The 25292-nt window shown below is 58.5% G+C and carries 27 protein-coding genes and 1 tRNA gene; 13 read left to right on the top strand and 15 right to left on the bottom strand.

Features of this window, described 5'->3' with window-relative positions:
* Nucleotides 1-2 precede the first annotated feature (2 nt).
* Together K3754_RS09315 and K3754_RS09310 are read right to left on the bottom strand one after the other, a co-directional pair.
* Nucleotides 3-3047, bottom strand: a complete 3045-nt coding sequence (locus K3754_RS09315; protein WP_409202374.1) for an aminotransferase class III-fold pyridoxal phosphate-dependent enzyme — start codon at nt 3045-3047, stop codon at nt 3-5.
* A 58-nt stretch (nt 3048-3105) separates the two neighbouring features.
* Nucleotides 3106-3414 (bottom strand): metalloregulator ArsR/SmtB family transcription factor, encoded by a 309-nt coding sequence (locus K3754_RS09310; protein ID WP_203211300.1) that lies wholly within the window; start codon nt 3412-3414, stop codon nt 3106-3108.
* 15 nt (nt 3415-3429) lie between these two features.
* Between K3754_RS09310 and K3754_RS09305 the strand changes: the two genes are divergently transcribed.
* Together K3754_RS09305 and K3754_RS09300 are read left to right on the top strand one after the other, a co-directional pair.
* Nucleotides 3430-3963 carry a YeeE/YedE family protein gene (locus K3754_RS09305; protein ID WP_311201489.1) on the top strand — a complete coding sequence of 178 codons (534 nt, stop codon included), beginning with the start codon at nt 3430-3432 and terminating at the stop codon, nt 3961-3963.
* An 11-nt stretch (nt 3964-3974) separates the two neighbouring features.
* Nucleotides 3975-4415: a DUF6691 family protein gene (locus K3754_RS09300; protein ID WP_203211301.1), complete on the top strand. Its 441-nt coding sequence runs from the start codon at nt 3975-3977 to the stop codon at nt 4413-4415.
* Between the two features lie 334 nt (nt 4416-4749).
* Here K3754_RS09300 and K3754_RS09295 read toward each other — a convergent pair whose 3' ends face one another.
* The 4 genes from K3754_RS09295 to K3754_RS09280 all read right to left on the bottom strand — a co-directional run bounded on the left by K3754_RS09295 (nt 4750) and on the right by K3754_RS09280 (nt 8053).
* Nucleotides 4750-5229 carry a hypothetical protein gene (locus tag K3754_RS09295; RefSeq protein WP_259943081.1) on the bottom strand — a complete coding sequence of 160 codons (480 nt, stop codon included), beginning with the start codon at nt 5227-5229 and terminating at the stop codon, nt 4750-4752.
* A gap of 117 nt (nt 5230-5346) precedes the next feature.
* Nucleotides 5347-6081 (bottom strand): RlmE family RNA methyltransferase, encoded by a 735-nt coding sequence (locus K3754_RS09290; RefSeq protein WP_203211303.1) that lies wholly within the window; start codon nt 6079-6081, stop codon nt 5347-5349.
* A gap of 1 nt (nt 6082) precedes the next feature.
* Nucleotides 6083-7204, bottom strand: a complete 1122-nt coding sequence (locus tag K3754_RS09285) for a Ppx/GppA phosphatase family protein (protein WP_203211304.1) — start codon at nt 7202-7204, stop codon at nt 6083-6085.
* An 87-nt stretch (nt 7205-7291) separates the two neighbouring features.
* Entirely contained in the window at nt 7292-8053 is a 762-nt protein-coding gene (locus K3754_RS09280) for a Stf0 sulfotransferase family protein (protein ID WP_259943078.1), read from the bottom strand.
* Nucleotides 8054-8266: 213 nt separating this feature from the next.
* On the opposite strand from K3754_RS09280, the gene K3754_RS09275 reads away from it, so the two are divergent.
* From K3754_RS09275 to K3754_RS09265, 3 genes are read left to right on the top strand one after another with little or no spacing between them, the layout of a single operon-like run.
* Nucleotides 8267-8563, top strand: coding sequence for a virulence factor (locus K3754_RS09275; protein ID WP_203211306.1), 297 nt, complete (start codon nt 8267-8269; stop codon nt 8561-8563).
* A 31-nt stretch (nt 8564-8594) separates the two neighbouring features.
* Complete coding sequence (locus tag K3754_RS09270; RefSeq protein ID WP_259943076.1) at nt 8595-9524, top strand: methylenetetrahydrofolate reductase; 930 nt, start codon at nt 8595-8597, stop codon at nt 9522-9524.
* A 12-nt stretch (nt 9525-9536) separates the two neighbouring features.
* On the top strand, nt 9537-10619 hold the full coding sequence (locus K3754_RS09265; RefSeq protein WP_259943073.1) for a methyltetrahydrofolate cobalamin methyltransferase: 1083 nt from the start codon (nt 9537-9539) through the stop codon (nt 10617-10619).
* A 59-nt stretch (nt 10620-10678) separates the two neighbouring features.
* On the opposite strand, the gene K3754_RS09260 is transcribed toward K3754_RS09265, so the two are convergent.
* A complete protein-coding gene (locus K3754_RS09260; RefSeq protein ID WP_259943070.1) occupies nt 10679-11893 on the bottom strand; it encodes an MFS transporter in 1215 nt (404 codons plus the stop codon).
* Nucleotides 11894-12123: 230 nt separating this feature from the next.
* Between K3754_RS09260 and K3754_RS09255 the strand changes: the two genes are divergently transcribed.
* The 7 genes from K3754_RS09255 to K3754_RS09225 are packed head-to-tail and all read left to right on the top strand — an operon-like array spanning nt 12124 to nt 17098.
* Nucleotides 12124-12399: an STAS domain-containing protein gene (locus K3754_RS09255; RefSeq protein WP_203211310.1), complete on the top strand. Its 276-nt coding sequence runs from the start codon at nt 12124-12126 to the stop codon at nt 12397-12399.
* Nucleotides 12396-12761 (top strand): response regulator, encoded by a 366-nt coding sequence (locus K3754_RS09250; protein ID WP_203211311.1) that lies wholly within the window; start codon nt 12396-12398, stop codon nt 12759-12761. Before K3754_RS09255 ends, K3754_RS09250 begins: the two co-directional genes overlap by 4 nt.
* 9 nt (nt 12762-12770) lie before the next feature.
* Nucleotides 12771-14978, top strand: a complete 2208-nt coding sequence (locus K3754_RS09245; protein ID WP_259943067.1) for a chemotaxis protein CheA — start codon at nt 12771-12773, stop codon at nt 14976-14978.
* Nucleotides 14975-15433, top strand: a complete 459-nt coding sequence (locus K3754_RS09240; RefSeq protein WP_203211313.1) for a chemotaxis protein CheW — start codon at nt 14975-14977, stop codon at nt 15431-15433. Before K3754_RS09245 ends, K3754_RS09240 begins: the two co-directional genes overlap by 4 nt.
* Complete coding sequence (locus tag K3754_RS09235) at nt 15430-16281, top strand: protein-glutamate O-methyltransferase CheR (RefSeq protein WP_259943063.1); 852 nt, start codon at nt 15430-15432, stop codon at nt 16279-16281. The genes K3754_RS09240 and K3754_RS09235 overlap by 4 nt, the downstream gene beginning before the upstream one ends.
* A 41-nt stretch (nt 16282-16322) precedes the next feature.
* On the top strand, nt 16323-16709 hold the full coding sequence (locus K3754_RS09230; RefSeq protein ID WP_037904176.1) for a response regulator: 387 nt from the start codon (nt 16323-16325) through the stop codon (nt 16707-16709).
* Nucleotides 16710-16768: 59 nt separating this feature from the next.
* Complete coding sequence (locus K3754_RS09225; RefSeq protein ID WP_203240782.1) at nt 16769-17098, top strand: hypothetical protein; 330 nt, start codon at nt 16769-16771, stop codon at nt 17096-17098.
* A gap of 112 nt (nt 17099-17210) precedes the next feature.
* On the opposite strand, the gene K3754_RS09220 is transcribed toward K3754_RS09225, so the two are convergent.
* The 3 genes from K3754_RS09220 to K3754_RS09210 form a co-directional block, all read right to left on the bottom strand.
* Nucleotides 17211-17597: a chemotaxis protein CheD gene (locus K3754_RS09220; protein ID WP_259943062.1), complete on the bottom strand. Its 387-nt coding sequence runs from the start codon at nt 17595-17597 to the stop codon at nt 17211-17213.
* Nucleotides 17598-17730: 133 nt separating this feature from the next.
* On the bottom strand, nt 17731-18798 hold the full coding sequence (locus K3754_RS09215; protein WP_259943059.1) for a chemotaxis protein CheB: 1068 nt from the start codon (nt 18796-18798) through the stop codon (nt 17731-17733).
* A gap of 226 nt (nt 18799-19024) precedes the next feature.
* A complete protein-coding gene (locus K3754_RS09210) occupies nt 19025-19252 on the bottom strand; it encodes a hypothetical protein (protein WP_259943057.1) in 228 nt (75 codons plus the stop codon).
* A 126-nt stretch (nt 19253-19378) separates the two neighbouring features.
* On the opposite strand from K3754_RS09210, the gene K3754_RS09205 reads away from it, so the two are divergent.
* Nucleotides 19379-19480, top strand: coding sequence for a hypothetical protein (locus K3754_RS09205; protein WP_409202382.1), 102 nt, complete (start codon nt 19379-19381; stop codon nt 19478-19480).
* 387 nt (nt 19481-19867) lie between these two features.
* Here the strand turns inward: K3754_RS09205 and K3754_RS09200 are convergent.
* The 5 genes from K3754_RS09200 to K3754_RS09180 all read right to left on the bottom strand — a co-directional run bounded on the left by K3754_RS09200 (nt 19868) and on the right by K3754_RS09180 (nt 25292).
* Nucleotides 19868-19957 (bottom strand) — tRNA-Ser (locus K3754_RS09200).
* Nucleotides 19958-20030: 73 nt separating this feature from the next.
* Nucleotides 20031-20750, bottom strand: coding sequence for an alanyl-tRNA editing protein (locus K3754_RS09195; RefSeq protein WP_203211320.1), 720 nt, complete (start codon nt 20748-20750; stop codon nt 20031-20033).
* Complete coding sequence (locus tag K3754_RS09190) at nt 20747-23110, bottom strand: DUF3772 domain-containing protein (RefSeq protein WP_259943054.1); 2364 nt, start codon at nt 23108-23110, stop codon at nt 20747-20749. Before K3754_RS09190 ends, K3754_RS09195 begins: the two co-directional genes overlap by 4 nt.
* The gene (locus K3754_RS09185; protein WP_203211322.1) at nt 23110-24144 is read right to left on the bottom strand and encodes a cysteine synthase A; all 1035 of its coding nucleotides are present in this window, start codon (nt 24142-24144) and stop codon (nt 23110-23112) included. Before K3754_RS09185 ends, K3754_RS09190 begins: the two co-directional genes overlap by 1 nt.
* A gap of 20 nt (nt 24145-24164) precedes the next feature.
* Entirely contained in the window at nt 24165-25292 is a 1128-nt protein-coding gene (locus K3754_RS09180; RefSeq protein WP_259943052.1) for an NUDIX domain-containing protein, read from the bottom strand.

Genomic DNA, 25292 nt, shown 5'->3' with positions numbered 1-25292 from the left:
TCTTATGGCCTGCTACCGGTCTCGCCCAGAACAGCATCAAGACGGTCCAACAGCATCTCAATGCCTTCTGCATCCACACTCAGCGGCGGTCGGATTTTCAGGATATTGTCCTCCGGACCTTCGCGGCCCATCAAGATCCGTTCTTCGCGCATCCGGTTGAGGACGTAACTGCATTGTGCGGTCGCGGGTGACTTTGTGGCGCGATCCGTCACAAGTTCAACCCCGACAAACAAACCCATACCGCGCACATCTCCAATAATATCATATTGTTGCTGGAGCTTCTTAAGACTTGACATTAACTGTTCGCCCATCTTCGCGGCGTTCTGCATCAGCCCTTCATCATCGACAATGTCCAACACGGTTTTGCCCACGCGGCACGAAAGCGTTGATCCGCCGAAAGTCGAGAAGAACTCCGGCCCTTTGGCAAAAGCAGCGGCAATCTCCGGTGTGGTGATCAACACGCCCAAGGGATGGCCATTGCCAATGGGCTTGCCCAGCACAACAATGTCCGGCACAACGCCCTGCGCCTCGAAAGCAAAGTAATGCGTGCCAAGCCGGCCCAAACCGGTCTGCACTTCGTCGGCAATGCATATCCCGCCCGCCGTGCGAATACGCTCATAAACACCCTTGAGGTAGCCATCGGGCGGAATGATCTGTCCGCCAACAGACGGGAAGGTCTCCGCGATGAAGCCCGCCGGCCTGTGACCGCGATCTGCCAATGCCGCAACCGCCCGATCCACTTGCGCGGCATATTTCGCCCCCCGCTCTGGGTCATCGCGGCCAAAGGCACCGCGGTAGTCATCTGGGATATCCACCAGTTCCACCCAATCAGGCTGACCGACACCGCCCTTGGCGTTGAACTTGTAGGCCGAGATGTCGATCGCGCCAGTGGTGTTGCCATGATATCCGTGATCGGGCGTGATCATTCCCTTTGCCCCGCTGGCCGCGCGGGCGAGCCGCAGCGCCAGTTCATTGGCCTCGGTGCCGGAATTGAGGAAAAAACAGACTGACAGTTCCGGCGGCAGTTTCGACATCAACTTATCGGCAAAGGCGGTTTGCGCCGGATGCAGATAGCGGGTGTTGGAATTCATCCGCTTGAGCTGATCGGCAACCACCGCCTGAATGCGCGGATGCGCATGGCCCACATGCGGCACATTGTTGTAGGCATCAAGATAGGGCCGTCCCCATTCATCAAACAAATGGTGTTTCCAGCCCCGCATCAACATGACAGGATCGCTGTAACTCAGCTTGAGATTGCCGCCAAAATGCGTTTGACGCTTTTCCAGTATGGCCGCTTTATCAGTAGGTTGATAGGAAACGTAAGCATCCTCTAGGTTCAACAGCGCGGCCGGATTGGGGCAGATCGCGCCCCAAAGATCAAGCTCATCGGGATCGGCCACACCGGGCCAATCGGTTCCCATGCCCGCCAGAGACAGCGCCAGTTGGAAATGCAGATGCGGCGCCCATCCACCGTTGCAATCCGCCGCGCCAAGGCGACAGAAAACCTCACCTTTCTCGATGCTCTGGCCCAGTTTGAGATGTGCAATGCTCGCCGGATCAAGATGGCCATAAAGGCTGTGAAACGCGTCCCCTTTAGGGGTTTCATGGCGCAGGATCACCATACCGCCATAGTCCAGCCGTCCGCGCCGGTCCTCGACAAAGGCCACCGTGGCGGCCAAAGGCGCGGCCAGCGTCTGGCCCGCGGGTGCAAACACATCCACGCCAAGGTGTACCGTACGCCGGTTTGAGGCCTTCCATTTCCCCTTGCGGAACGCAGGCGCGGTATAGACCAGACGCGGCTCGCTGTAATAACCCATCCAGATATCGTCCGGCCCGAAACGATCTGCGCCCAACGTCGCGGCCTCCTGATCGGTGATGTCGAACGGGTTGCGCGGACAGGTCGCAGCCTCAACCGAAAGGGCCTCCATCGGGGCCGCTGCCAGAGATTGGCCGATGATCGGGGCAAAATCACCGCGCGATTGATCCAGCCAAAGCGCCACGCGCGCAGCCGCATCGTTGATTGGCGAGCCGCAAGCACTGCGCAGGCGCATTCTCAGCATCTCGGTGTTCAGCTCCGGCCCCTCCAGAAACCTCCATGCGGGTGCTTGCGATATTGTAATGTAGGGATCGGCCGGATTTTCCTGCGCCATGAGCGTGGAATTCACAATGCTCTTGGCCAGTCGCATCCGCAGAAGTGGCAGGAGCATATCAATCTCATCCCCCGTGAGCGGATGCACCGCGTGATACCCTTTGACCAAGGCTGTCAGCGCAAGATCCGGCTCTGCGTGATCCAAGACCACGTATGCAGCCGTGATTGCCAGATCGCAGATGCGCGGCGCACGGCACATGTCGCCCAGATCTATCACGCCAGAAATATGCGGACTGCCCATGCGGTGATCGACCAAGGCATTGTAATCATTCAGATCATTGTGGATGGCCTGCCGCGGCATCGCGGCAAGCCGGTCTTGCAACGTATCGAAGTCTTCGCAGATCCCGGCCAGGATCGCATGGCGGTCTTGGTCGCTAACGCAGGTCAACGCGCCCTTGATCCAGCCCGCTTGCATCAGGTTCCACTTGAAATCACGCGTCAAGGCAGGGTGATCAAAATCTGCCAACGCGGCGGTCAGCCTGCCATTTTGGGCCCCCAGATCGGCAATCAAACCTGCGCTGTGCGGGCTGAAATTGGCGTAACAGATCCCCGGAAGCGCCGATTGCAGCCAGACCAGCCGCGCCTGCCCTGCGTTGTCCTGGGCCGTGACCATCGCCTTGCCATCTCTGGCAGGTATGACCCGCGGCATCGGCACCTCGGGGGCATGCGCCGCAACATGATCCAGCGCCTTGATCTGCATATCGATCAGGCCGGTCTCGCATCCTGCCCGCATCACCTTGAGGATGCTGGTCTTTCCGTCGTCATGAACCGCGCGAAAATTAAGATCATACTCACCATCTAGCGGCTCAAGCTCTGCTGTGATGCCCCAATGGGTCTTGAGTATCTGTGTCCAATCGTCCGACATGTCGCCGCCCCCCCCGAATTCCTGTTGTGCCATCAATGCGTGGCAAGATCAGGGGCTTCAAGGGGGATTGTCGGATTTGGCGAAACTGCGTTCAATCCTCGCGGCAGTAAACGTCGTAAAGGGTGCCCATCAGCACCTGCATCTTGGGGTCCGCAATCCGGTAAAAGATCGTCTGACCCTGCCTGCGCGTGTCCACCACACCGCCTGCCCGCAGCTTGGCCAGATGCTGGCTCAGCGCGGATTGCCCCAGATCAAGGGTGTCTTGCAAGGTGCCGACACTGCATTCACCTTCTGCCAATTTGCACAGGATCAGCAACCGGCGCGGGTTGGCCAGAAGGGTCAATTGCCCCGCGACAAGATCGGCTTTTTCTTCAAGGCCGGAGGTAAGTGTTTCTGACATTTTTATACTTTAGATATTGCTAATTTAGTAATTACTTATTTATATCACATCAGGCAGGCGCTGCAAGAGCGCCACAACATAACGGAGTTTGCGCTTATGGAATTGTCCACTGCAACAGAATTTACACCGCTGCTGTCCCTTGTGGGGGGTATCCTGATCGGGATCAGCGCCTTGATGGTCATGGGCCTTTTTGGACGGATCGCGGGCATATCCGGCATTACCAGCGGCATGATGGCCGCATTTCTGCCGATGCGCGGTGCGCCGACAGATCTGGCCTGGCGCTTGGCCTTTGTCGCCGGTTTGATCGCAGCGCCGCTGCTATATAGCGTTTTTGCCGGGCAAATGCCGGCGCAAACCGTTCCAACATCCCTGATTGGCATGGCCATCGCAGGGATCGTCGTGGGTGTCGGCACCAGCCTTGGGTCGGGTTGCACGTCGGGGCATGGGGTCTGCGGATTGGCGCGGCTGTCGCCCCGGTCACTGATCGCGGTTTGCACGTTCATGGCAACTGCGGGCGTCACCGTTTTTGTCCTGCGGCACATGGTTTAAGGAGCGTACAAATGCATATTCTTTTTGGTCTGCTTTCCGGTCTGGTCTTTGGTATCGGCCTTGTCATCTCTGGCATGTCGAACCCCGCCAAGGTGTTGAATTTCCTCGATGTCGCTGGCACTTGGGATCCCAGCCTTGCCTTTGTGATGGGCGGCGCATCAGTAACGACCTTTATTGGGTACCGGTTGATCCTCAAACGCCCTGCCCCCGCATTGGCGGATGTGTTCCAGATGCCCACTGCGGCGCAGATTGACCGGCCCTTGCTGGCTGGCTCGGCGCTGTTTGGTATTGGCTGGGGCATCGGCGGGCTTTGCCCCGGTCCGGCCTGGACCGCGCTGCCAATGATGGCGCCGGGCGTTCTGGTTTTCTTGCCGATGATGCTTTTGGGGCTGTGGGTTGGCAGCCATCTGAAGCTGCAATCCAGCGGCGGTGCCGCCCCTGCTGCCGGCTGAACCGGCACGCGATCACCCTGCAATGGCCGCACCCCCGTCTTACGGCGGCCAGAATTGCATGGGCATCCTTTCCCCCGAAACGCAAAGGGGGTGCCCATGCAAAATGTTCCAATCGCGCGGCAGACCGCTCAGGAAAAAATGTTTGAATTGATGCGCCACTCGGCGCTGTCACAGCGGGCTGGGGCCAAGCCGCAATGCGCGCTTGCGGCCAAAGACGCGGATCGCCTGAAATCACGGGCTTTGGCGTCCCTGGGTGTCAGGCCCGCATCAGGTGCAGCGCCAAAAGGCACGCTCATCTGGTCTTCGGTTTTTCACCGGCTTGCGCACTTTCAACCTAGAAAAACCCGGCCCCGTCCAGTTCTACAATCAAAGCACCCATAACCCGGCCATCGCTGGGGTTGGTCAGGGTGAAGACCGCCTGAACATGGCCGCTTTGAGCAGACCTTGCCGCGGCATCGAATATTTCGAACTGCCATGGCGCGGCTTCGTAGTCTTGGCGCAGGCAATTTCGAACCAACTCTGCCACGGCATCACCCGAACGATATTCGGCAAGTGTCACCCCATTGAGATCACGCAGCGAAAGCGCCCGAATGCGGCCCTTTGCACCCTGCAAATGGTGCTGCAGGAGTTGCTGTGCCGGATGGCCCGTTTGCACCGTCAGGGGCGGATCGGACAAAGCGCCAAGCAGCCGCGCATCATTGGCCCAAGTCATCACATCACGGTCGATAAAGTGCAGCATTGCCATCGGCCGATCCTGCGCCCATCCAGGCGCGGCCAACATCCACAAAAGCGCCGCCATCACATAGCGTGTCATCACATTTCCCCAACTCCAATGCGCCAAGAGACGCAGAAACCACGGCTGAGCCTAGGAAACGGATGTTAAAGCGGGATGAATCGCCCTGCAGTGTCAGAGAAATTGGTTATCGTGCAGTTAACCCTGGTCCGGGATTTCACCACGGAAACCCAGTGCCACGACAAATTTCTCAGAACTGTCTGACCGGCTGGCGGGGGGTTTGTAGTTGTGGACCTTGGTGAAACGCTGTTTCAGCAGCTTTTGCAAATCGCCTTCTGCGCCGCCGGCCAGAACCTTGGCAACAAAGGTACCACCCTCATCCAGCACGTCAAAGGCGAAATAGGCTGCGGCCTCGCACAGGGCGATGATGCGCAGATGGTCGGTCTGTTTGTGACCCGATGAAGAGGCCGCCATATCCGACATGACCACGTCAGCCTTGCCGCCCAGCCATTCCTTGACCTGCAGATCGGCGTCATCTTCCATGAAATCCAGCTGGTGCAATTCGCAGCCTGCAATCGGCTCCATCTCTTGCAGATCAATGCCCAGAATGGTGCCCACGGCCTTGCCGCCGCGTTCGGCCAGCACGTTGCTGCGTTTGACGGCCACCTGACACCAGCCGCCCGGTGCCGCGCCCAGATCAACGATCCGGGCACCGGGCACGAGAAAGCGGAATTTGTCGTCCAGTTCCATGATCTTATAGGCCGCACGCCCGCGATACCCTTCGGATTGCGCCCGTTTGACATAAGGATCGTTCAACTGTCGCTGCAACCAGCGGGTGGAACTGGTGGTCCGCCCGCGTGCGGATTTGACCTTGACCTTGAGGTCACGTTGGCCGCGCCCGGAGGTGTTTTTGCCAGTTGGTGTCTTGCCCATCTCAATAGGCCCCTTCTTCCAATACGCCATCGGCGCTCATTTGTGCATATAACAGACCCTCGCGCAGACCGCGATCCGCAACCGAAAGCCGGTCCGTGGGCCAACAGCGCATCAAGGCCTGCAAAATCGCCGCCCCCGACATGATCAGCGCCGACCGGTCCTGACCGATACGCGGGTCGGCGCGGCGGCCGTTCGGGCCCATCGCCAGATAGGAATGGATCACCTTGTCGATCTGTTCGGTGGTCATCCGCAGCCCATCCACCTTGGTCCGGTCATAACGGCGCAGGCCCAAATGGCTGGCGGCGACCGTTGTGACGGTGCCTGAAGTGCCGACAATCTGAAACCGTTCCTGCGGCTGGGCCGAGTGGTAGGGCGTAAAGTCCTGCAAATTTTCCTCAAAGAACCAGCTCATCAAGGCAAACCGCGCCGCATCGTCATCGACATCGCTGAACTGGTCGCGCAGGGTCGCCACGCCAAGCGGGACCGAGATCCAATCCACAACCTTGGCAGCCGGAATATCGGTTTTGGCCTGAATGAACCCTGAATGTAGGCGCATGATGGATTGCGCACGGTCTTTCTTGGGCACTTTGGAGATGTCGATCCAGACCAATTCGGTCGATCCGCCGCCAATATCCACCACCAGCAGGTTTTCGGTCTTGTGATTGACCAGCGGCGCACAAGAGATAACCGCCAGCTGCGCCTCTTCCTCCGGTTTGATGATATCGAGGCGCAGTCCGGTCTCACGCTGAATGCGGCGCATGAATTCTGCGCCGTTTTGCGCACGGCGGCACGCCTCGGTCGCGACCAGACGCATCCGGCGCACTTTGTTACGGCGCAGTTTCTGTTGGCAGATGCGGAGTGCCTGGAGGGTACGCGCCATCGATCCGCGCGACAAACGCCCGGTGCGCTCCAATCCTGCGCCCAATTGCACAGATTTGGAAAAGCTATCAACCACATGAAAACCGCTGCCCTTGGGCTGGGCGATTAACATGCGGCAGCTATTTGTACCCAGATCAAGGGCCGCATAGAGGTCAGACGATCTGGGCGGAACTGGCGCGGGGCTCAGAGCCGGTTTTTTGTCCTTTTCGAGCGCGCCCGCACCTTTGGGACGCTGTGGCGCCATGGTTTGCGCCTTTCATATCGAGTTGCCCTCAAGGTAGTCGTGCAGGCGGTCACGCGCAAGCGCGAAGGTGGGGCAATTGCGCAAATCTTATGCAGTTGGATGCGCGTTCCTGTAGCGGCTGATCCAATCGGCACTGGTCTGATCGGCAAGTTTGCGCAGCCCCGGTGCCGTATTGGCGGCAAGCGCCGGATCCTGGCCGATATGGAGCAGAACCATGGCCAGAGTGAATTTCGGATCGGCAGCGAGATCCTCGTAGGTGAGTGTCAGCGGCGCAATGCCCTGCGCCTCAAACCAGCGCGGCCATGCGGCATCAAAGGCCGTCAGCTCAGCCATTCGCGCCGTGATCACGGTTGCATCATAACCCATCGGCAATGTTGGCGGCATTTCCTCAAGCGTGCTGCCGTCAGGACGTCCATGCCAAAGCCCTGTTTGCTCTGCACGGATATAGGACACAGCCTCGGCCAATTTGTCGCTGCGCGACAGGTATATATAGCGGAGCGGACCAAAGGCCGCTGCGAATCTGTCGGCATCTGTCAAAACCTGTGGATGTCGCTGCGCCAGCCAATCACTGGCAAACTGCAGATCCGCCCCCATCAGGCGCAACCCAAAAACTCCCGTGCCCCCTCGCCCGGCCCGGCGCATCGCCGCAAAATACTGCGCGGTAAAATCCTCATCCTGCCAGTCCGCGCCCTGTCCCAGCGCCCATTCATCAGCCCAATATTGCAGGCTTTTTTGCCGAAAGAACGAGTTTGGACACCCCGCGACCCCGGTTTGGGCCAGCAAATCGCACAATAGCGTCGTGCCGCTGCGCGGGGTGCTGCACAGGATATATGCGGTGGGTTGGTCCATGGAGCACAGAGCTAACAATCCCCGGAACGCCTGTCCATGTGGTGCGCCTCACAACAAAGGTGAATATTATGATGCTCCGCCCCCCTCGCGGTGCAGGTCGCTGCGGGATAAACCTCACTGCGTCGCGGATGGAATGCTTTCGGTCGATATTCTGCCGCGTTTGAGCAACGTCTGCCGTTAGACAGGCCATGAAACGCAACAAGGGACGGGCACATGCCAGAGGTCACAATCGTATATTGGCGGGATATTCCGGCGCAGGTGATTGTCGGAAAAGGCCGCCGCGGGGAAAAGCGTGCTTTGCCAGAGCGGTTTGAGCAAGCAATCGACCGCGCCGCCATGAAAGTGGGCGCCGAAGACACCGATGCCTATCTGGCTGAATGGCGCAAAGCGGCACCATTTACCGTCGAAGGCACGGATGCCGAAGTTGCAGATTCCGAAGCCGCACGGCTGGACAGCGAATATGACCGCGCCCGCATCAAGGCGCTGATTGACAACGATGGTTGGGCCTAAGGCCCGGCTTCCCATGTTCAAGGATAAACTCATGGCTCTGCTCAATTTCCGCCGCAAAGACACATCTGCCCCAACCACGACCTCCCCTGAGGTAGAGGCGCTGCTCAAGAATTACTCGATCGAGGTGATGCCGCGCACCGCCGAAAAGGTTGAGGATTTTCGCGACCTGCTGCCTGCCGAGACCCGCGTCTATATCGCCCATATCGAGGGCACCCCTATCGAAGATATGGTCGCCACCGCGAAACGCCTGAACGCAGGCGGGTTCAAGGTGATGCCGCACTTCCCCGCGCGGATCATCAAGGACAAGGCGACACTGGCGGACTGGATTTCCCGCTACCAGGGCGAAGCGGATGTGAAACAGGCACTGTTGCTGGCGGGCGGCGTGGCCCAGCCCCATGGTGATTTCTCCGATTCCATGCAGCTTTTGGAAACCGGCCTGTTTGATCAGGCAGGCTTTGAACGTCTGCACGTCGCGGGTCACCCCGAAGGCAACCGCGACATCGACAGCGACGGCAGCACCACAAATGTGGACGCCGCGCTGAAATGGAAAAACGATTTCCAGACCCGCACAGATGCCGAGATGGCACTGGCCACCCAGTTTGCCTTTGACGCAGGTCCGATCATCAAATGGGCGGACGACCTGCGCGACGCAGGGATCACCCTGCCCGTTCACATCGGTATCGCTGGCCCGGCCAAGCTGCAAACCCTGATCAAATTCGCCATTGCCTGCGGCGTTGGCCCATCCCTGAAGGTTCTGCAAAAGCGGGCGATGGACGTGACCAAACTGTTGCTGCCTTATGAGCCGACCGATGTGATCAACGCATTGGCCGCGCACAAGGCTGCCAACCCCGATTTCAACATCACTCATGTGCATTTCTTCCCGCTGGGCGGGATCAAAACCAACGCCACATGGGCCCAGGACAATGGCGGCACTTCTGCCGTTCCTGCCAACGCCGACTAAAGGACCAACCCAATGACTCGCACGATTGTCGAATCCAAAACCAAAACAGCCGTCATCGGCTTTGAAGAGCCATTCTGCGTCATCGGGGAACGGATCAATCCGACCGGCCGCAAAATTCTGGCAGAAGAGTTGGAGCGCGGCGATTTCAGCCGCGTCGAATTTGACGCGATTGCGCAGACCAATGCCGGTGCCACGGTGCTCGATGTCAACTCCGGCGCAGTTTTTTCCAACAAGATGGCCGAAGACCCGCGCTACGCCGACAACAACTTTGTCGAGCCGATGCTGATGCCCGAAATGATCAAACGTGTGCAGGCCGTCACCGACACGCCGATTTGCATCGACAGCTCCGTTCCCGGCGCTTTGGAGGCGGGTCTTGAGGCCTGTGAGGGTCGCCCACTTCTGAACTCTGTCACCGGAGAGGAAGAACGCCTTGAGACCGTTCTGCCGCTGGTCAAGAAATACAACGTGCCTGTTGTGGCGATCTCCAACGACGACACGGGCATTTCCGAAGACCCGGATGTGCGCTTTGCGGTTGCGAAACTGATTGTCGAGCGTGCGGCGGATCACGGCATTCCTGCCCATGACATCGTTGTGGACCCGCTGGTGATGCCCATCGGCGCGATGGCAACGGCCGGACACCAGGTCTTTACCCTGGTGCGCCGCCTGCGCGAAGAGCTGGGCGTGAACACCACTTGCGGTGCCTCCAACATTAGCTTTGGCCTGCCCAACCGTCACGGCATCAACAACGCGTTCCTGCCGATGGCGATGGGCGCGGGCATGACCTCCGCGATCATGAACCCAGTTGGGCTGCCGGTGAATGCCAAGAAGATCGAAGAGAAAAAGGCCGAGCTGGCCGCTCTGGGTGTGGTGCTGCCTGAGGGCATGGACGACGAGACCTTTGTGCAACTGTTTGGCATGGGGTCCACCCTGCCGCGCGCAGGCAAGGAAATGGAAGCGATCCGCGCCGCCAACTTCTTGTTCGATCGCGACCCTCACGGCGGGGCTTGGATCGAGTTCAACAAAGTGGCGCCCAAAGCCGGTCAAGAAGGCCGGGGTCGTGCAGGCCGTACAGGTGGCCGTCGCCGCCGCGCCTGATTGGCTTGATGGAAGATAGCAAAAGGCTCCCTGTTCACTCAGGGGGCCTTTTGTTTAAGCTATGCAGCGTCACCGGCCAATGACGTAAAGCTGTTGATCCGGCGCAGGCCGCTGAACAGACATGTGGCAAAGGACAGACCAAACGCGGCCCATGCCAGCGCCAATCCGGCCTGCGGCCCCAATGTGCCGACAACGCCGCCAGCAACCAAAGCCCCAATCGGCCGCACGCCATAGATCGCCGTCTGGATCACCGCGTTGATCCGGCCCAGCATCGGCGTTGGTGCCACCACCTGACGCAGTGAGTTTTGCGCAATCAGCCACATCGCAGGGCCAAAGCCGAGAAAGAAGAACGCAACATAAAGTGGCAACGTCACTTGCGCCTGCGCCGCGAAATAGACCACCCCCATGGCAAGCGCCGAACTGCCCGGCCCGAACACCAGAACATATTTCGGAGCAACCCAAGCGCCGATGCGCCGAGATGTCCATGTGCCCAGAAATCCACCCAAGCCAAAGAACGCCATGGCAAAACCGAAGGTCGCCGCGGGTGCCGCGAACAGGATTTGAACCGCAGGCACCATCGACACCAGAAGCGCGGCGAAGGCAAAGTTCCAAAAGATTGCGCAAAGGGCAACGGACAGCAACAGGGAGTGCCCCAGAACGAACTGAACACCATCACGCAACCTTTTGATAACATTGTACTGTTTTGCAACTTTCTGCACCGGATAATGGGGCAACCCTCGCACCTGTTGCAGGCCCCACAAAAGGACTAAGAACACCACCGGGAAGAGCCATGTCGCGGTATCAATTGTTGCAATCAACCCCACCGCAAGCGGCACCAAAAAGTCGTTGAACGCGCGTGGCAATTCGATCCGCGCATTCGCAGCGGCCAGTGCCGACACCGGCTCCGAGCGTGGCAAGATGGACAAGGCTGACAGCCCAAACAGCACTACGCCAAATCCGGCCAAGGTGATCGAGATGCCAAACAGCGCCAACGCCTGAAACGCGATGCCCAAAGCGGCCCCGGTCGCCCCCACCGCAGAGATCGCGACAGAAACAATCGCCAGATGGCGCAGGTCGTGCCGGTCTACCAAAAGACCAAAGGGCAAGGAGCCCAGCAAATGCGCAAGTGATTGACACGCCACCAGCAGGCCAATGGTTTGCGCCGAAGCATCAAACACCAATGCAGCCAGTATCGGCACTGCCACGAGGGCCGTTTGATCGGCAAAATGCATGGCAGCGGCGGTACGGGCCAGGGTTGTGACAGCGGTTTTCATAGGTCGTCCTTCTTTCGTCTGCCAAACGACATTAGGCGGCCCTGCCCTCGTCGCCGATCCGAATGATGCGCATTGATCGCCGCCATGCCGAGCGCAGCAAACGAAATGTGCGAAACCGCAAGGCAAGTAACCCCGTATTAACGCACCGCCCTCTAGAAGGTTTTGACCCGACCCCAAAGTGGAGCGTTCCTTTATGTTTTTTGCAGTGTCAATTCGCGACGTGGTGCGCTGTGACTGAACCGCTTTGCCTCGATGGAAAACTCGACGTCACGGCGGCACCCGGCCTGCATGCGGCGCTTTTGGACCGTAAGGATCAGGACGTGCAGATTGACATGACAGACGTCACATTGATCGGCGCACTTTGTCTGCAAACGCTGATCGCGGCGGCCCGCAGCGCCCATGAGGGTCACCATGATTTTCAGATTTCAAACACCAGCGATCTTGTACTGGCGCAAATGGCCGCCATGGGCATGACGCCCGAACAGATTGCGGAGGGATGCGTATGACCCTTGAGATTCTCGCTGTGGATGACAGCCGTACGATGCGGGATATGATCCGGCTGGCGCTGCTGCCCTCGGGTTTTACCGTCCATACGGCCGATGACGGGGTGCACGGCATCGAAGTGTTGGACGGGATCACACCCGACGCGATCATCACTGACATCAACATGCCACGCATGGATGGTTTCGGCTTTATCGATGCCGTGCGCGGACAGGAAAAGCACCGATCCACCCCTATTTTGGTGCTCACCACAGAAGCCGCACCGGAGCTGAAACAACGGGCCCGCGTGGCCGGTGCGACCGGCTGGATTGTCAAACCGTTTGACCCGACCAAACTGGTCAAAGCGCTGCAAATGGTTGCGGGATAGGAGGCCGGGATGACCGTAGACAATGACCCAATGGCCGAAATTCGCGCCTCGTTCTTTATCGAAAGTGAAGAACTGCTTGAGGCGCTGCAAGACGGCCTGCAACTGATGGAAGATGGCGCGGCGGACAACGAAACCATAAACGTGGTGTTCCGCGCGGTGCATTCGATCAAGGGCGGTGCCGGCGCCTTCGGGCTTGAAGGTCTGGTACATTTTGCCCACCGCTATGAGACCGTTCTGGATGAGGTCCGCGCGGGACGTTTGCAGGTTGAAACCGAAGCGCTCAAGGTGTTTTTTCAGGCCGCGGATCACCTGTCGGACCTTGTGCGCATCAGCCGTGACAACGAACCGCTCCCCGATGAAGAAACCGAGGTTTTGCTGACCGCCCTGGATGCCTTTCTCGGCGACGCCAACCCCACTGCAAATGCCGTTGAAGAGGTTATTGATTTTCAACCCATGGGTGTCTCCCTTGATCTGGGGCTTCCTGCAGAGGGGGATGGCGGACTGCCCGACCTTGACGCATTGCCGCCGCTGGATTTTGGCGCCGCCCCAAGGGTCTATGAAATAACCTTCACGCCCCAGGCAGATCTGTTCGATACAGGTAATGAACCGGCCACCCTGCTGCGCAATTTGCAACAACTCGGCACGGCCAAGGTGGTCTGCGACAGCAGCCGGTTGCCGCCCATAGACCAATTGCGCCCAGATGTGCCGCACCTTAGCTGGACCGTCACCCTTGAGACCGACGTAGAAGAAAGCGAAATCGCATCCATATTCGAGTTTGTCGAAGGGCTGTGCCAACTCGACATAAAACGACAAGGTGATCGGGACAGCGCGGAGCTGCCACCGTTACCGGATCTGCCCCCGCTTGACACAGCTTCCGCAAAGGTCGAAGAAACTGCGCCCACGGCCCCCACCGAAGCGGCCCCGGCCCCGCTGCCGACGCAAACAGAGCCCGGCCCGACCGCAGCCGCCACCGCGCCCCCCCCACAAGGCGCGCCGACCGCCGCAAAATCCGTTGTGCGTGTCGATCTTGACCGTATCGAGCGGCTGGTGAACCTTGTTGGCGAACTCGTAATCAACCAGGCAATGCTCAGCCAAAGCCTCGAACATTCCGGCCTGTCTCCCCATTCGGACGCAATGAGCGGCCTGGAAGAATTCCAGCGCCTTACACGAGACATCCAAGACAGCGTCATGATGATCCGTGCCCAACCTGTCAAATCCCTGTTTCAACGCATGTCCCGCATTGTCAGAGAGGCCTCCGCCGCCGTTGAAAAGGACGTGCGACTGGTCACCACCGGTGAGGCAACGGAGGTCGATAAAACAGTGATCGAACGGCTGGCTGATCCCTTGACCCATATGATCCGCAATGCCGTTGATCACGGGTTGGAATCCAAAGAGGCCCGCCTCGCCGCCGGCAAGCCCGCGCAAGGCAAAGTCAACCTCAGCGCCGCCCATCGCTCCGGCCGTGTGGTGATCGAAATTGCCGATGATGGCGCAGGCATTGACCGGCCCAAGGTGCTGCAACTGGCAATTGATAAGGGCCTGATTCCGCCTGATAGCTCGCTTTCCGACAGTGAAATTGACAACCTTCTGTTCCTGCCCGGTTTCTCCACGGCGGACAAGGTTTCAAACCTGTCCGGGCGCGGCGTCGGCATGGATGTGGTGCGCACCTCTATTCAAGCTCTGGGCGGGCGCATAACGACGACCTCCCAGCCCGGCCAAGGCACGACATTCTCCATCTCCCTGCCCCTGACACTCGCGGTCTTGGATGGCATGGTCATTGAGGTTGCCGAAGAAACCTTGGTGCTCCCTCTCAATCTGGTGATTGAAACACTGACGCTACAGAGCGGAGACGTGGAAATGGTGCGCCCCGGCCGTAATGTTGTGCGCGTGCGCAGCGGCTTTGTGCCCCTGTTCGATCTGGGCGCCGCGCTTGGCTACCGCCCGCCCCTCGACGATTTCGAAGGGTCTGTCGTGCTGTTGATCGCCAATGAAGACGAAACCAATGCAGCGCTCCTGATCGACAATATCCTCGACCAGCGGCAGGTGGTGATCAAAGGCCTCGACGAAAGCTTTTACCGCGCACCGGGCATCGCAGCGGCGACCATCCTTGGGGACGGGCAAATTGCACTCATCCTCGATCCCTCCGACATCATAAGCACCGCCATTCCCAAGCCTGGTTTGCCGCAAACCGGCACAGATGCAGGAGTTCCAGCATGACCGACATTCAAAGCCCGCAATCCATTGAACTTTTGACCTTTCAATTGGCCGATCAGGAATACTCCCTCGACATCATGTCGGTCAGAGAGATCCGCGGCTGGACCCGTGCAACTCCCCTGCCACATGCGCCGAAATTCATGAAAGGCGTCATCAATTTGCGAGGGACGGTGTTGCCGGTGATGGATCTGGCGCAACGCCTGGGTCTTGCGGCGCGTGAACAAAACGATCGAAATGTCATCATCGTGGTCAAACACGAAGAGACGATGACTGGCCTCCTGGTTGATGCTGTCTCTGACATCATCGCGCTGACCTCCGATGATCTGCAACCGCCGCCGGAATTGTCATCTGGAACAGCAAATGGGGTGGTGAACGCCTTGACCTTGATAGATGACCGGATGATCCGGGTGCTGGATCTCGCGGCGACCATCAACGATACCGAAAGCGTCGCGGCATGATCACTGCCGCACAGAACGAGGTCACGCTCGACCCGGACAGTTTTCGGTCGATCGCCGAATTGGCTTACCGGGAAAGCGGCCTGACCCTTGTCGAAGAGAAAACTTCGATGATCCAGTCTCGATTGCGCCATCGGCTCAGGGCTCTGAAGCTGGATGATTTTGCGGCCTATTGTACGGTTCTCAATTCCGACGCCGGTCAGTCAGAGCGCCGCCATCTGATTTCAGCCCTGACCACCAATGTCTCCCATTTTTTCCGAGAGGCGCATCACTATGAGAAACTTGCGGCACTGTTTGACAGCCGCCTTTCCAAATTGCGGGCGGGCGGGCAAATGCGGATATGGTCGGCGGGCTGCTCCAACGGGCAGGAAGCGGTATCTGCGGCAATAACTCTTGCGGAACGCACGCCTGAAATCTCCAATATGAACCTGAAGATTCTGGCCACGGACATAGACCAGAATGTCATCCGATTTGCCCGTACGGCACGATATCCGCAAAGGTTGATGCGCGGTGTAACGGCCGAGATGCGCGAGACATATTTTGGCCCACCGGCCGAAGAAAACGGTGAGAAGCATTATCCGGTTTCCCAGACCATCAGACAGATGATCCAGTTCAACGCGCTGAACCTCTTGGGCCCATGGCCGATCCGCACCAAGTTCGAAGTGATCTTTTGCAGGAATGTGGTGATCTACTTTGATGCCCAGACCCAGGAACGGCTTTGGCCAAGGTTTCACCAGGTTTTGCACCCTGACGGACTTTTGTTTCTGGGCCACTCTGAGCGGATCGCAGAGCCGGAGAAGTTTGGATTTGAATGCATTGGCCCGACGACCTATCGGCCATTGCCGCAGTGAAACACCGCCCCTTTGGGTTTTGAAAAGACAAGGAAAGACTTATGGCGCTGCGCGATCAAATCCGCATTATGGTGGTCGACGACATGTCAACCAGCAGAGGCCTCATCACTCAGGCGCTTGACGGCTTTGGTGTGCGCAATGTTGCGACGGCCGAGAATGGCAAGCAAGCCTTGCATGCCTTGGCCAGCAAACCCGCGCATCTGGTGATTTCAGATTACAACATGCCAGAAATGGACGGGCTGCAGCTGCTGCAATATTTGCGTGCGACACCGCAAACCAAGGGGGTTGGGTTTGTACTGATCACCGGGCGGGCCGAACAACAGATCATCGATCACGGCAAAAAACTGGGCATGAACAATTACCTGAAAAAGCCGTTTCAACCGGATGATCTGCGAAATTGTATTGAGGCGGTGGTTGGCCGCCTGTGATGCCCTTCTCGCCGCCCATTCTTCCCGCGACGCAGCCCCTTGTTGGGATCCTGCATCGCATGTCCTCCCATCTCGATGATTTGGCCGCGCGAGTGTATCATGTAGAACATGCGATCGGTGACGAGTTTTCCACCAGCGGACCGCAAGCAACGGCAACCATACAGCGCCTGCAAACCCTTGATCTATTGAGGCAATCATTAGAAGATCTGTCGCTCCTGGTTCTTTTCGTCAGTCAAAGCGATGATCTGTGCGGGCAGTCGGTCAATGAAATCAACCAGCTCGCAAATCGGTTGAGCCTTGATACGACCAAGGCGTTGTTGACCCCCCAATACTGCCCAACACGGCGTGGCAGTCTGCCGCGTGAAGAGGGTGAGGTCGATCTGTTTTGAACTTTGATGGCTGGCACCACCGGCCTGATTACCGTTCTTGATTTTCAAAGCAGCAGCGAACACCAGCAACTGTATTGGTCAAAGAGTCCGCGCAGACCACCAATAGCCCTTACTAAAGAAGCTCCAATCCGTTGCCGGTCACCTCAGCCGCGGGAGCGACGATCGGTTCTGGCTGGGTGTCCATCCGTTGCATCCGCTGCCTCACTGCGCCGGTGCAGGGCCAGAAGACCAGATTGCGGGCACTGTCACCGCCCAGCGATTGCGCCTGACACTCGATATTTTCGCGCTCAAGAAACTCCAGCGTGAAGGCGGCGTTTGACGCGCCGATGTCCGACAGCCCGCTGACCATCTGTGCACCGCCAAACACCTTGGCCTTTAGCCTGTTGCGCATGGCCCCCAGTTTCAGCAGATCATTGATCAAAAGCTCCAATTCGTTCACACCCGCCAAAGCCGCCTGAGTTTCGCCCGTGACCCGGCCCGCAATCAACATGTGGTTCATACCACCAGCCCGCACCACAGGATCCCACAAACAGCAGGCAACACAGGATCCGAGCAAAGTGGAAATGGCCAGGTTCGGGTCATCAGAAACCAGTCTTTGCCCCTGTGTGATAACTCTTTTGACCTCGCTCACGTCACACCCGTCCCTGATTTTCGTGATGTTGGGCCACCGCCAGATTGATCGCAGGCCCCACGTTTCTCAGCGGGAGTTGCTGACCCACAGCACCGAGTTCCCATGCTGCCCGCGGCATCCCATAAACCACCGAGCTTGCCTCGTCCTGACCAATGGTTGTGGCCCCGGCAAGGTACATCTGATGCATTCCGTCGGCACCATCGCGGCCCAGGCCGGTCAAGATGACCGCAATCATATCGGAGTGATAGACCGCAGCAGAGGCAAACAACCGGTCCACCGAGGGGCAATGCAAATCCGCCTCCCGCGCCGGACTAAACCGGCAGGTCCATTTGCCCTTCATGCGGAAAATCTCACTGTGCAGCCCATTGGACGGTGCAAACCTGATCTGCCCATCCTCAAGCGGGGTATTCTCTTTGGCCAGCGCAACATCCTGCGGCAACTGCCGGTTCAGCATCTCAACAAAATTGCGAAGATAGGCCGCTGGCATATGCTGAACAATCACTGCCGCCGGCCCCAAAGGGTGCAAATCCGTCAATACGCGTTCAAGCGCCGTCACTCCGCCTGTCGACGCCCCCAGCAGGATCAGCGGCTGCGCCCAGCCCTCACAATTTTGCCCAATTGGTCCATGCATCTGCGCAGAACCGGCTGCTTTTTGTGAACGTTGTTTGGCCGCGACCAAGACGCGATGCCCAATGTCCTTTTTCACAATTGGATCGCGTGGATCGACGGGGCAGAAAATACAATCCACCGCCCCCTTGGACAGAGCCGCGATCGTTGCTTTGCAATGCCCGCGGCCATTGCCAACGAACAAGACAATTGCGGTAAGATTTCTGTCCAGCAGCTGTCGCAACAACCTAAGGCTGGGTTGCGGCGCAGCTCCCAGCACAACCATCACAGCGTCGGGTCGGCCGGCAGTGAGGAGTGTTTGCGTCGCTTCTGCATGAGTGGTCTCGACCAACAGATTCAATTTAGGGTGTTCGCGCACAATGGCACGCACCCATGCCCGCAGGTGCGGCGCATCATCGACAATCGCGATTTGCCGCACCAACCCGATGGTGGATTTCAACACGTCCGTCAAAACACATTGATGGTGTGCTGCACGAAACCATCCCTCCAATCACTGCGGCTGTTCTCCTATGGTTTTCGCGGCCCGGAGTGAACATCATGTTAAGCGATCAGGGGGTCGGCCATCTTTTTGGAAGTGAACGGGATGTCTTTCATTGGATGGGGCATCAATGAAAGCGGCATAGGTCAAGGGCAGGTTGAAGGCTCCGGCCCAAAAGGCATGTGCGTTATCACAACACCCGATGAAGCAGCTTCCCGGTTTTTACAATTTCAAACACATTTTCACTGCGATAATTCACCGGTGAGCCATCCAATAGACGCGCCTCCTGGTGCCCGATCACCTCAACCTTTTGACCTGCCGAATTCTCCACCAAAGTGAAGTGCTCATAGACAATCAACTGACATGGTTTCTTATTTTCGTCATTGCAAAGAATCCGGCTAAGTTCTCGAACGGGCATTCAGTAAATCCAAGTCTGCATCAACAGCGACTGCAGTTTATGAACTCACAATCCAGACAAACAACATTTTTCAGCGTTTTGGGTGATAATTCACTTTGGGCGGGAAATTGAACTGGCCCCAACGACATTGTTTTCATCGCTGAGCAACCTATCACCCGCTGGAACCGTGTTGTTAACCAGATCACACCCTCCCTGATCACCGGCGCAGCCTCCGCCGTATCAAACTAGGTTGATGAAGACGGGCTCCGGCAAAATGCCGGGGCCTTTCCTTGCCTGTGGGCAAGCCAGTGCTGGCTGTTGCCAAGCCGACATGAGGCCGCATCAGACCTCACCTCAATACTCTCAGGTCACCTGCAGCAATAGACGGCACAATCAGCGCCATGCAGCGGCCATTGGTGCGCGCGCCGGGCCGATCAAGGCTCGCCTCATGAAGCCATAATTTAGAATGGCTCAGTCCCATCTCGATCACGCCCTTGCTCAGGTTTCTCAATGCAGGAGGTCCATGACCCCCTAGAAATGCGGAGTTGAGAAACACATAACCCAAGCGGCAGTTACAACTGAACAATGCCGAAAAACAGAAAAGGCCGCCAAAGGCGACCCGATCAAGAAAGATAATGGCGGAGCGACAGGGATTCGAACCCTGGAGACGGTCTCCCGCCTACACACTTTCCAGGCGTGCGCCTTCGACCACTCGGCCACCGCTCCGTTGGGGGCGGTTTACCGTTACCCCGCCATAAGTTGCAAGAGGGAAATCGCGCCCTTTTGCCCCTCTGTGCAATTAACTTTCCAGATGCACATAGACCCGGCGATTCACCCGGCCTTTCTTTTCGATTTTACCGAGCCGCAGTGCGCCGATTTCCCCGGTGCGGGCCACATGGGTGCCGCCGCAAGGCTGCAGGTCGATCCAGTCATCCTCTTCGCCAATGCGCACCAATCGCACGTCGTCGGCCCCCATGGGAGGCTTGACGGCCATCGTCTTGATCAGATGCGGCGCATCGGCCAGCTCGCGCGAGGTGATCCAACCGTCGCTGACGCGGGCATCCATGCCGACATATTCATTGAGGTCTTCTTCGATTCCATCGCGGTCTTCTGGCGCGTTTGGCATGTCAAAATCCAACCGCCCGTGGGTTGCAGAGATCTGGCCGCCCGTGACGCCAAAGGGTATGACAACCGACAACAGATGCAGGGCCGTATGCACGCGCATCAACCGGTGTCGGCGGTCCCAGTCCAGTTCCTGCACCACGTGCGCTCCGACAGGCGGTAGCGCCGCAGGTTCGGCCGCCACCAACACGATGTCATCGCCCTGTCCTTTGACGGCCGTGGCAATGGGCAGGCGTTGCCCGTCCCAGGACAGCCAGCCCGAATCCCCCGGTTGTCCACCGCCCGTCGGATAAAACACTGTCGCATCCAAGACGACACCGCCCTCAGGGGTGATGCTTTTCACTTTGCCTGGTGCCTCTCGCAAATAGGCATCATCGCGAAACAGCATCGTGGTCATAGGCTGTCATCCTCATTCTTTGTCATATTTTGCGCCGGCTCCTTGGGTTGTGCCAGCACCTCGGGATTGCGCAGCCAAAGATCGCGCTGTGCAAATGGAATTTCAAAACCTTCCTCGGCAAACCGTGCGGCGATCGCGTGGTTTATGTCGCTCTTGATCGACATCATCCAGTTCACGTCGCGCAGATAGCAGCGGATCTCGAACTCAAGCGAATCTGCCCCGAAATTGACCATCAGAACATTCGGCGGCGGCGTGGTCAGAACCATCGGCTGCGCCTCGGCGATCTCGCGCAAGACCTTTTCGACATGCCGTGTGTCAGTGCCATAAGCCACGCCAACCGGCACGATCAACCGGCCCACGGTGTTGCCGCGGGTGAAGTTGGTTACAGTGCCGGAGACCAGATCCGCGTTGGGCACGATCACATCGGTGCGGTCAAAGGTCTCGATCCGGGTCGAGCGCACGGAGATGTCACGTACGTATCCCATCTGGCCGCCCACTTCGATCCAATCGCCCTCGGAAATGGGGCGTTCAATCAGCAGGATAATCCCGGAGACAAAGTTGCTGACCACAGTCTGAAGGCCAAAACCGATGCCCACAGACAGCGCCCCGGCGACAATCGCAAGCGACGACAGATCAAGGCCCGCCCCTGTCACCGCTGCCAGGGCGGCAAGGAATATCCCGACATAGCCAAGGCCCGACACGATGGCATTCTGCCCGCCCACGTCAATCTTGGTCTTGGGCAGGACATTGTTGCGCAGCGCCGATTGTACCAGCCGGGTCAGCCCGTAACCGATGACAAAAATCACCGCAAAGGCAAGGAAATCCGTCGGTGAAATCCGGCTTTCCCCAATGGCAAAACCACGCCCGATCGCCGACCACAATTCGGTCAGATCCGTGACCCGCGCGCCCCAGACCAACGCCAGCACAGGCGCGACAAGAACCAACAGGATCAGCCCGAACAACACCGGCCAAAGCGCATCCCGCGCTTGCACCCCCTGCCCTGTTACGGCGCCATAGACATCCGCGGTAAAGCGCTGCAGGGACATCACAAGCCCAAGCAGGATCAGGGTCAGGATATAGGGCGGCAGGATCGCATCGGCGGCCCTGAAATACCCCGCCGCCAGCAAGATCGGAGAGAGCAGCCCGACAACAACCGCCCCCGTGCCAAGCCAGCGCACTACCCGGCTAAAGCTGGACACGCGCGGCTCTGCGTCCGTTTCGTCCTCGTTCAGGATCACCTCATACCCGCGCAGAACGCTCCCGATCCGGTAAAGCGCGATGGAAGAGACGAGCATCGGCGGGAAGGTCAGCACCGCTTTGGTGGCTTCGGCGTAAAAACCCGATTGCAACACCAGCGTGATGACTTCGCCCAGCACAATCATCACTGTGATCACCGCCACATGAAAGCGTAGCTCACCACGTTTGTCCTGCGGCAGCAGGATCAATGCCTCGTCATCATTGGAAGAAAACACCCGATCGGAGACCCAGCGCACACACATCATTATGCCCGCCAGCACCGCGATGCTGATCAATACCTCATGACCGGACTCGCCAAAGAACTGGGTCGAGATCGCCGCAAAGGCCAAGAGGATCATGCCTGCAAACGGCAAGATCACCTGAAGCAAGGACACCACGAAACCCCAGATCCCCAAGCCCCGTGCGCCCAACCGGCGCAGCTTGTCCACGATTACGCGGGACCACTTTTTACCGCGCAAAATCAGGATGCTGCCCAACACCAGCAACAGCAGGGCAATCGGCAGGGTTGAACGCAGCTCATCCCAGCTGTGTTCCTTGCCCCTGCGCGGATTCTCGTTCCACAACCCGTCTACCGCACGCATGAATTCGGTCAGCGCCGGTTGCCAATGTACCGGATTGAGCGGCGATGGCGTCACGGTGAGCAATTCCCGTGCCTGACGGTCACGCAAGATCCGGTCAATCTCCCCGACCAGATTGTCCGCCCGCACAAAGGCGGTTTCAGCCCGATGCACGGGCAACAACAGCTTGGCAAGCTGATCGTTCAGCTCTTCCCGCTTGGCCGCAACATCAGCAGCTTCCGCTGGTGCGCCCTCGCCCTCCGGCTTGGGGCCAAGTGCGGCCAGTTGTTCCCGCAATGTGGCGATGCGCGTGGCGTTCTGATCACGGGCCGTGTCGAATTGACCGCGGAAATCGGCGATCCGCGACCGCAACGCTTCAAACGTGTCGTTGGATCCGCGTTCAGCATCTATGGTTTCCTCGGCGCCTCTTGCCAAAGTCTCCCAACGTTCAAAGGCCTCTTGCGAGACTTCCTGCGCAAAGGCCGGTGCGATCAACAACCACAGGCCAACAAGCGCAAAGACCCCGGTGCGCAGCGCCGCGCCCATCACTGATCTTCAAAGACGCCGGGAATGGAGGCCGGTGCCCTGTCCAGCCATGAGGGTGTCGGCAGACCCTTTTCACGCAGGAATTCAGGATTGAACAATTTGGATTGGTAGCGCGTGCCAAAGTCACAAAGGATCGTGACGATCGTGTGCCCCGGCCCCATTTCCTTGGCCAGACGGATCGCGCCCGCCACATTGACGCCCGAAGACGCCCCAAGGCACAGCCCTTCATGCTGCAGCAGGTCAAACACCACCGGCAATGCCTCGGCATCGGGAATATTATAGCTGAAATCCGGCTTCAGCCCTTCGAGGTTCTTGGTGATCCGCACCTGACCGATACCTTCGGCAATCGACCCGCCCTCAAAGGCCAGTTCACCCGTGGTGTAATAGGAATGCAGCGCAGCGCCATCGGGATCGGCCAGGGCAATTTTCACGCCCTTCGGCTGAAGCGCCATGGCGATCCCGGCCAGCGTGCCGCCAGACCCGACCGCACAGCAAAAGCCGTCTACCTTGCCGCCGGTCTGTTCCCAAATCTCGGGGCCGGTGGTTTCAACATGCGATTGCCGGTTGGCGACATTGTCAAACTGGTTGGCCCAGATCACCCCTTCATTGGTGGTGCGGGCCAGCTCATTCGCCAGACGTTCGGAATAGCGCACAAAATTGTTCGGGTTGCGGTAGGGCGCGGCGGGCACCTGCACCAGTTCGGCACCAGCAAGGCGCAACATGTCTTTCTTTTCCTGGCTTTGCGTCTCGGGAATGACAATCACGGTCTTGAATCCCATCGAGGCCCCAACCAGCGCCAGACCAATACCGGTATTGCCTGCGGTGCCTTCAACAATGGTGCCGCCGGGCTTGAGTGTGCCTTTGGCAATTGCATCTTGAATGATAAACAGCGCCGCGCGGTCCTTGACCGACTGACCGGGGTTCATGAATTCGGCCTTGCCGTAGATCTCGCATCCGGTGTCTTCGCTGGCTTTGCGCAGGCGGATAAGAGGTGTGTTGCCAATGGCTTGCGCCAGATCAGATGCGACGTGCATGAAAGCCCCCAAAGTTGTGCTTACTCCGGTGTAGCTGCCGCCTTCGCCAATCTCAAGCCATCGCGGTGCCGTGCCAGCCAATAGGCCACCAAAACCAGTGGCGCATTCACCGCCCCCATGCCATCGACCAGATCCATCAAATCGTCAAAGGACATCAGGTGGCTGCGGATATCCTCGGCCTCGCTGTCCAGCCCGCCAATGCCCGTCACCTCATCCGGAAGATCGGCAAGTCCAAGATAAATATAGTAAAATTCTGTTGAATTACCAGGGGATGCATAAACCTCGCTGACCGGCAGCACCTCACCCAGCGTCAGCCCGGCCTCCTCTTGCGCCTCGCGGCGGGCGGCCATCTGCGGTGTTTCGCCGGGGTCCACAGCCCCTGCAATTGGCTCTAACTGCCAGCAGGATTTATCGCCACGCGCCAATGGCCCCATCCGCACCTGTTCGATCAACAAAACGCGATCACGCAGCGGATCATAAGGCAGCACAATCGCCGCGTCCGATCCGACAAAAACCGCACGGTCCACCGGGGCTGACAGTGCGCCATCAAACCGCTCGTAGCGCAAACGCATTTCATCGAGTGCATAAAAGTTGGAATAGACCCGCTGCTGGTTCTGAACATCTATCTGTCCATGCAGCGTCCCTGCCCCATGAATGGAGGCCGATGCGTTGACCTTTGCCGCCGCGCGGGCGCGAATGCGCGGAAACATGCGGGCGACATCATCGCGGCTGCGGCTCCCCATGTACCCCATCACCTCGACCGCGGCATGGCGGCTCAACGCGCCCCACTCGTCCTGCCAAAGGGACAGATCCCAAGGCCCGTCAGGCGCCCAAAGATCCGGCTCTGGCACATAGACCTCTCCGCTTTGCCCATCCTCCAGTGTGATCTGATGCAGATCGTAGCCAAAGCCACCCTCATAGAAATCCAGCCGCGCGATCTGCTCCGGGGTCAGTCCCCGCACCAAGACGCCCTTGGCGGTCTCGCCCGTGCAGGTTTCGATCATCGGAAACGGCCCTTGGGCCACGGACGACACTTTGTATCCGGGCAAAACCGCAGGTGTTACATCCAACGCATCGCCGCTGGCACCCATCACGATCTCAAGCAATGGCCGGTCCCGCAGGGTGCCATAAAAAAACAGGTTTCTCAT

The sequence above is a fragment of the Sulfitobacter sp. M368 genome (assembly GCF_025141875.1).
GTDB classification, from domain to species: domain Bacteria; phylum Pseudomonadota; class Alphaproteobacteria; order Rhodobacterales; family Rhodobacteraceae; genus Sulfitobacter; species Sulfitobacter mediterraneus_A.
The sequence above is the reverse complement of the archived record's forward strand: the minus strand, read 5'-3'. Positions and strand labels throughout refer to the sequence as shown.

What these genes read in the sequence shown, in the direction of transcription:
- K3754_RS09195 (WP_203211320.1), bottom strand. Translation starts at nt 20,750, where the DNA reads ATGACCACGATGCTGTTTCGCGATGATGCCTATTTGCGAGAGGCACCA.
- K3754_RS09250 (WP_203211311.1), top strand. Translation starts at nt 12,396, where the DNA reads ATGACCCTTGAGATTCTCGCTGTGGATGACAGCCGTACGATGCGGGAT.
- K3754_RS09245 (WP_259943067.1), top strand. Translation starts at nt 12,771, where the DNA reads ATGACCGTAGACAATGACCCAATGGCCGAAATTCGCGCCTCGTTCTTT.
- K3754_RS09220 (WP_259943062.1), bottom strand. Translation starts at nt 17,597, where the DNA reads ATGAACCACATGTTGATTGCGGGCCGGGTCACGGGCGAAACTCAGGCG.
- K3754_RS09275 (WP_203211306.1), top strand. Translation starts at nt 8,267, where the DNA reads ATGCCAGAGGTCACAATCGTATATTGGCGGGATATTCCGGCGCAGGTG.
- K3754_RS09190 (WP_259943054.1), bottom strand. Translation starts at nt 23,110, where the DNA reads ATGGGCGCGGCGCTGCGCACCGGGGTCTTTGCGCTTGTTGGCCTGTGG.
- K3754_RS09300 (WP_203211301.1), top strand. Translation starts at nt 3,975, where the DNA reads ATGCATATTCTTTTTGGTCTGCTTTCCGGTCTGGTCTTTGGTATCGGC.
- K3754_RS09265 (WP_259943073.1), top strand. Translation starts at nt 9,537, where the DNA reads ATGACTCGCACGATTGTCGAATCCAAAACCAAAACAGCCGTCATCGGC.
- K3754_RS09230 (WP_037904176.1), top strand. Translation starts at nt 16,323, where the DNA reads ATGGCGCTGCGCGATCAAATCCGCATTATGGTGGTCGACGACATGTCA.
- K3754_RS09295 (WP_259943081.1), bottom strand. Translation starts at nt 5,229, where the DNA reads ATGACACGCTATGTGATGGCGGCGCTTTTGTGGATGTTGGCCGCGCCT.
- K3754_RS09315 (WP_409202374.1), bottom strand. Translation starts at nt 3,047, where the DNA reads ATGGCACAACAGGAATTCGGGGGGGGCGGCGACATGTCGGACGATTGG.
- K3754_RS09290 (WP_203211303.1), bottom strand. Translation starts at nt 6,081, where the DNA reads ATGGGCAAGACACCAACTGGCAAAAACACCTCCGGGCGCGGCCAACGT.
- K3754_RS09285 (WP_203211304.1), bottom strand. Translation starts at nt 7,204, where the DNA reads ATGGCGCCACAGCGTCCCAAAGGTGCGGGCGCGCTCGAAAAGGACAAA.
- K3754_RS09180 (WP_259943052.1), bottom strand. Translation starts at nt 25,292, where the DNA reads ATGAGAAACCTGTTTTTTTATGGCACCCTGCGGGACCGGCCATTGCTT.
- K3754_RS09260 (WP_259943070.1), bottom strand. Translation starts at nt 11,893, where the DNA reads ATGAAAACCGCTGTCACAACCCTGGCCCGTACCGCCGCTGCCATGCAT.
- K3754_RS09280 (WP_259943078.1), bottom strand. Translation starts at nt 8,053, where the DNA reads ATGGACCAACCCACCGCATATATCCTGTGCAGCACCCCGCGCAGCGGC.
- K3754_RS09310 (WP_203211300.1), bottom strand. Translation starts at nt 3,414, where the DNA reads ATGTCAGAAACACTTACCTCCGGCCTTGAAGAAAAAGCCGATCTTGTC.
- K3754_RS09235 (WP_259943063.1), top strand. Translation starts at nt 15,430, where the DNA reads ATGATCACTGCCGCACAGAACGAGGTCACGCTCGACCCGGACAGTTTT.
- K3754_RS09270 (WP_259943076.1), top strand. Translation starts at nt 8,595, where the DNA reads ATGGCTCTGCTCAATTTCCGCCGCAAAGACACATCTGCCCCAACCACG.
- K3754_RS09210 (WP_259943057.1), bottom strand. Translation starts at nt 19,252, where the DNA reads ATGCCCGTTCGAGAACTTAGCCGGATTCTTTGCAATGACGAAAATAAG.
- K3754_RS09225 (WP_203240782.1), top strand. Translation starts at nt 16,769, where the DNA reads ATGTCCTCCCATCTCGATGATTTGGCCGCGCGAGTGTATCATGTAGAA.
- K3754_RS09185 (WP_203211322.1), bottom strand. Translation starts at nt 24,144, where the DNA reads ATGCACGTCGCATCTGATCTGGCGCAAGCCATTGGCAACACACCTCTT.
- K3754_RS09240 (WP_203211313.1), top strand. Translation starts at nt 14,975, where the DNA reads ATGACCGACATTCAAAGCCCGCAATCCATTGAACTTTTGACCTTTCAA.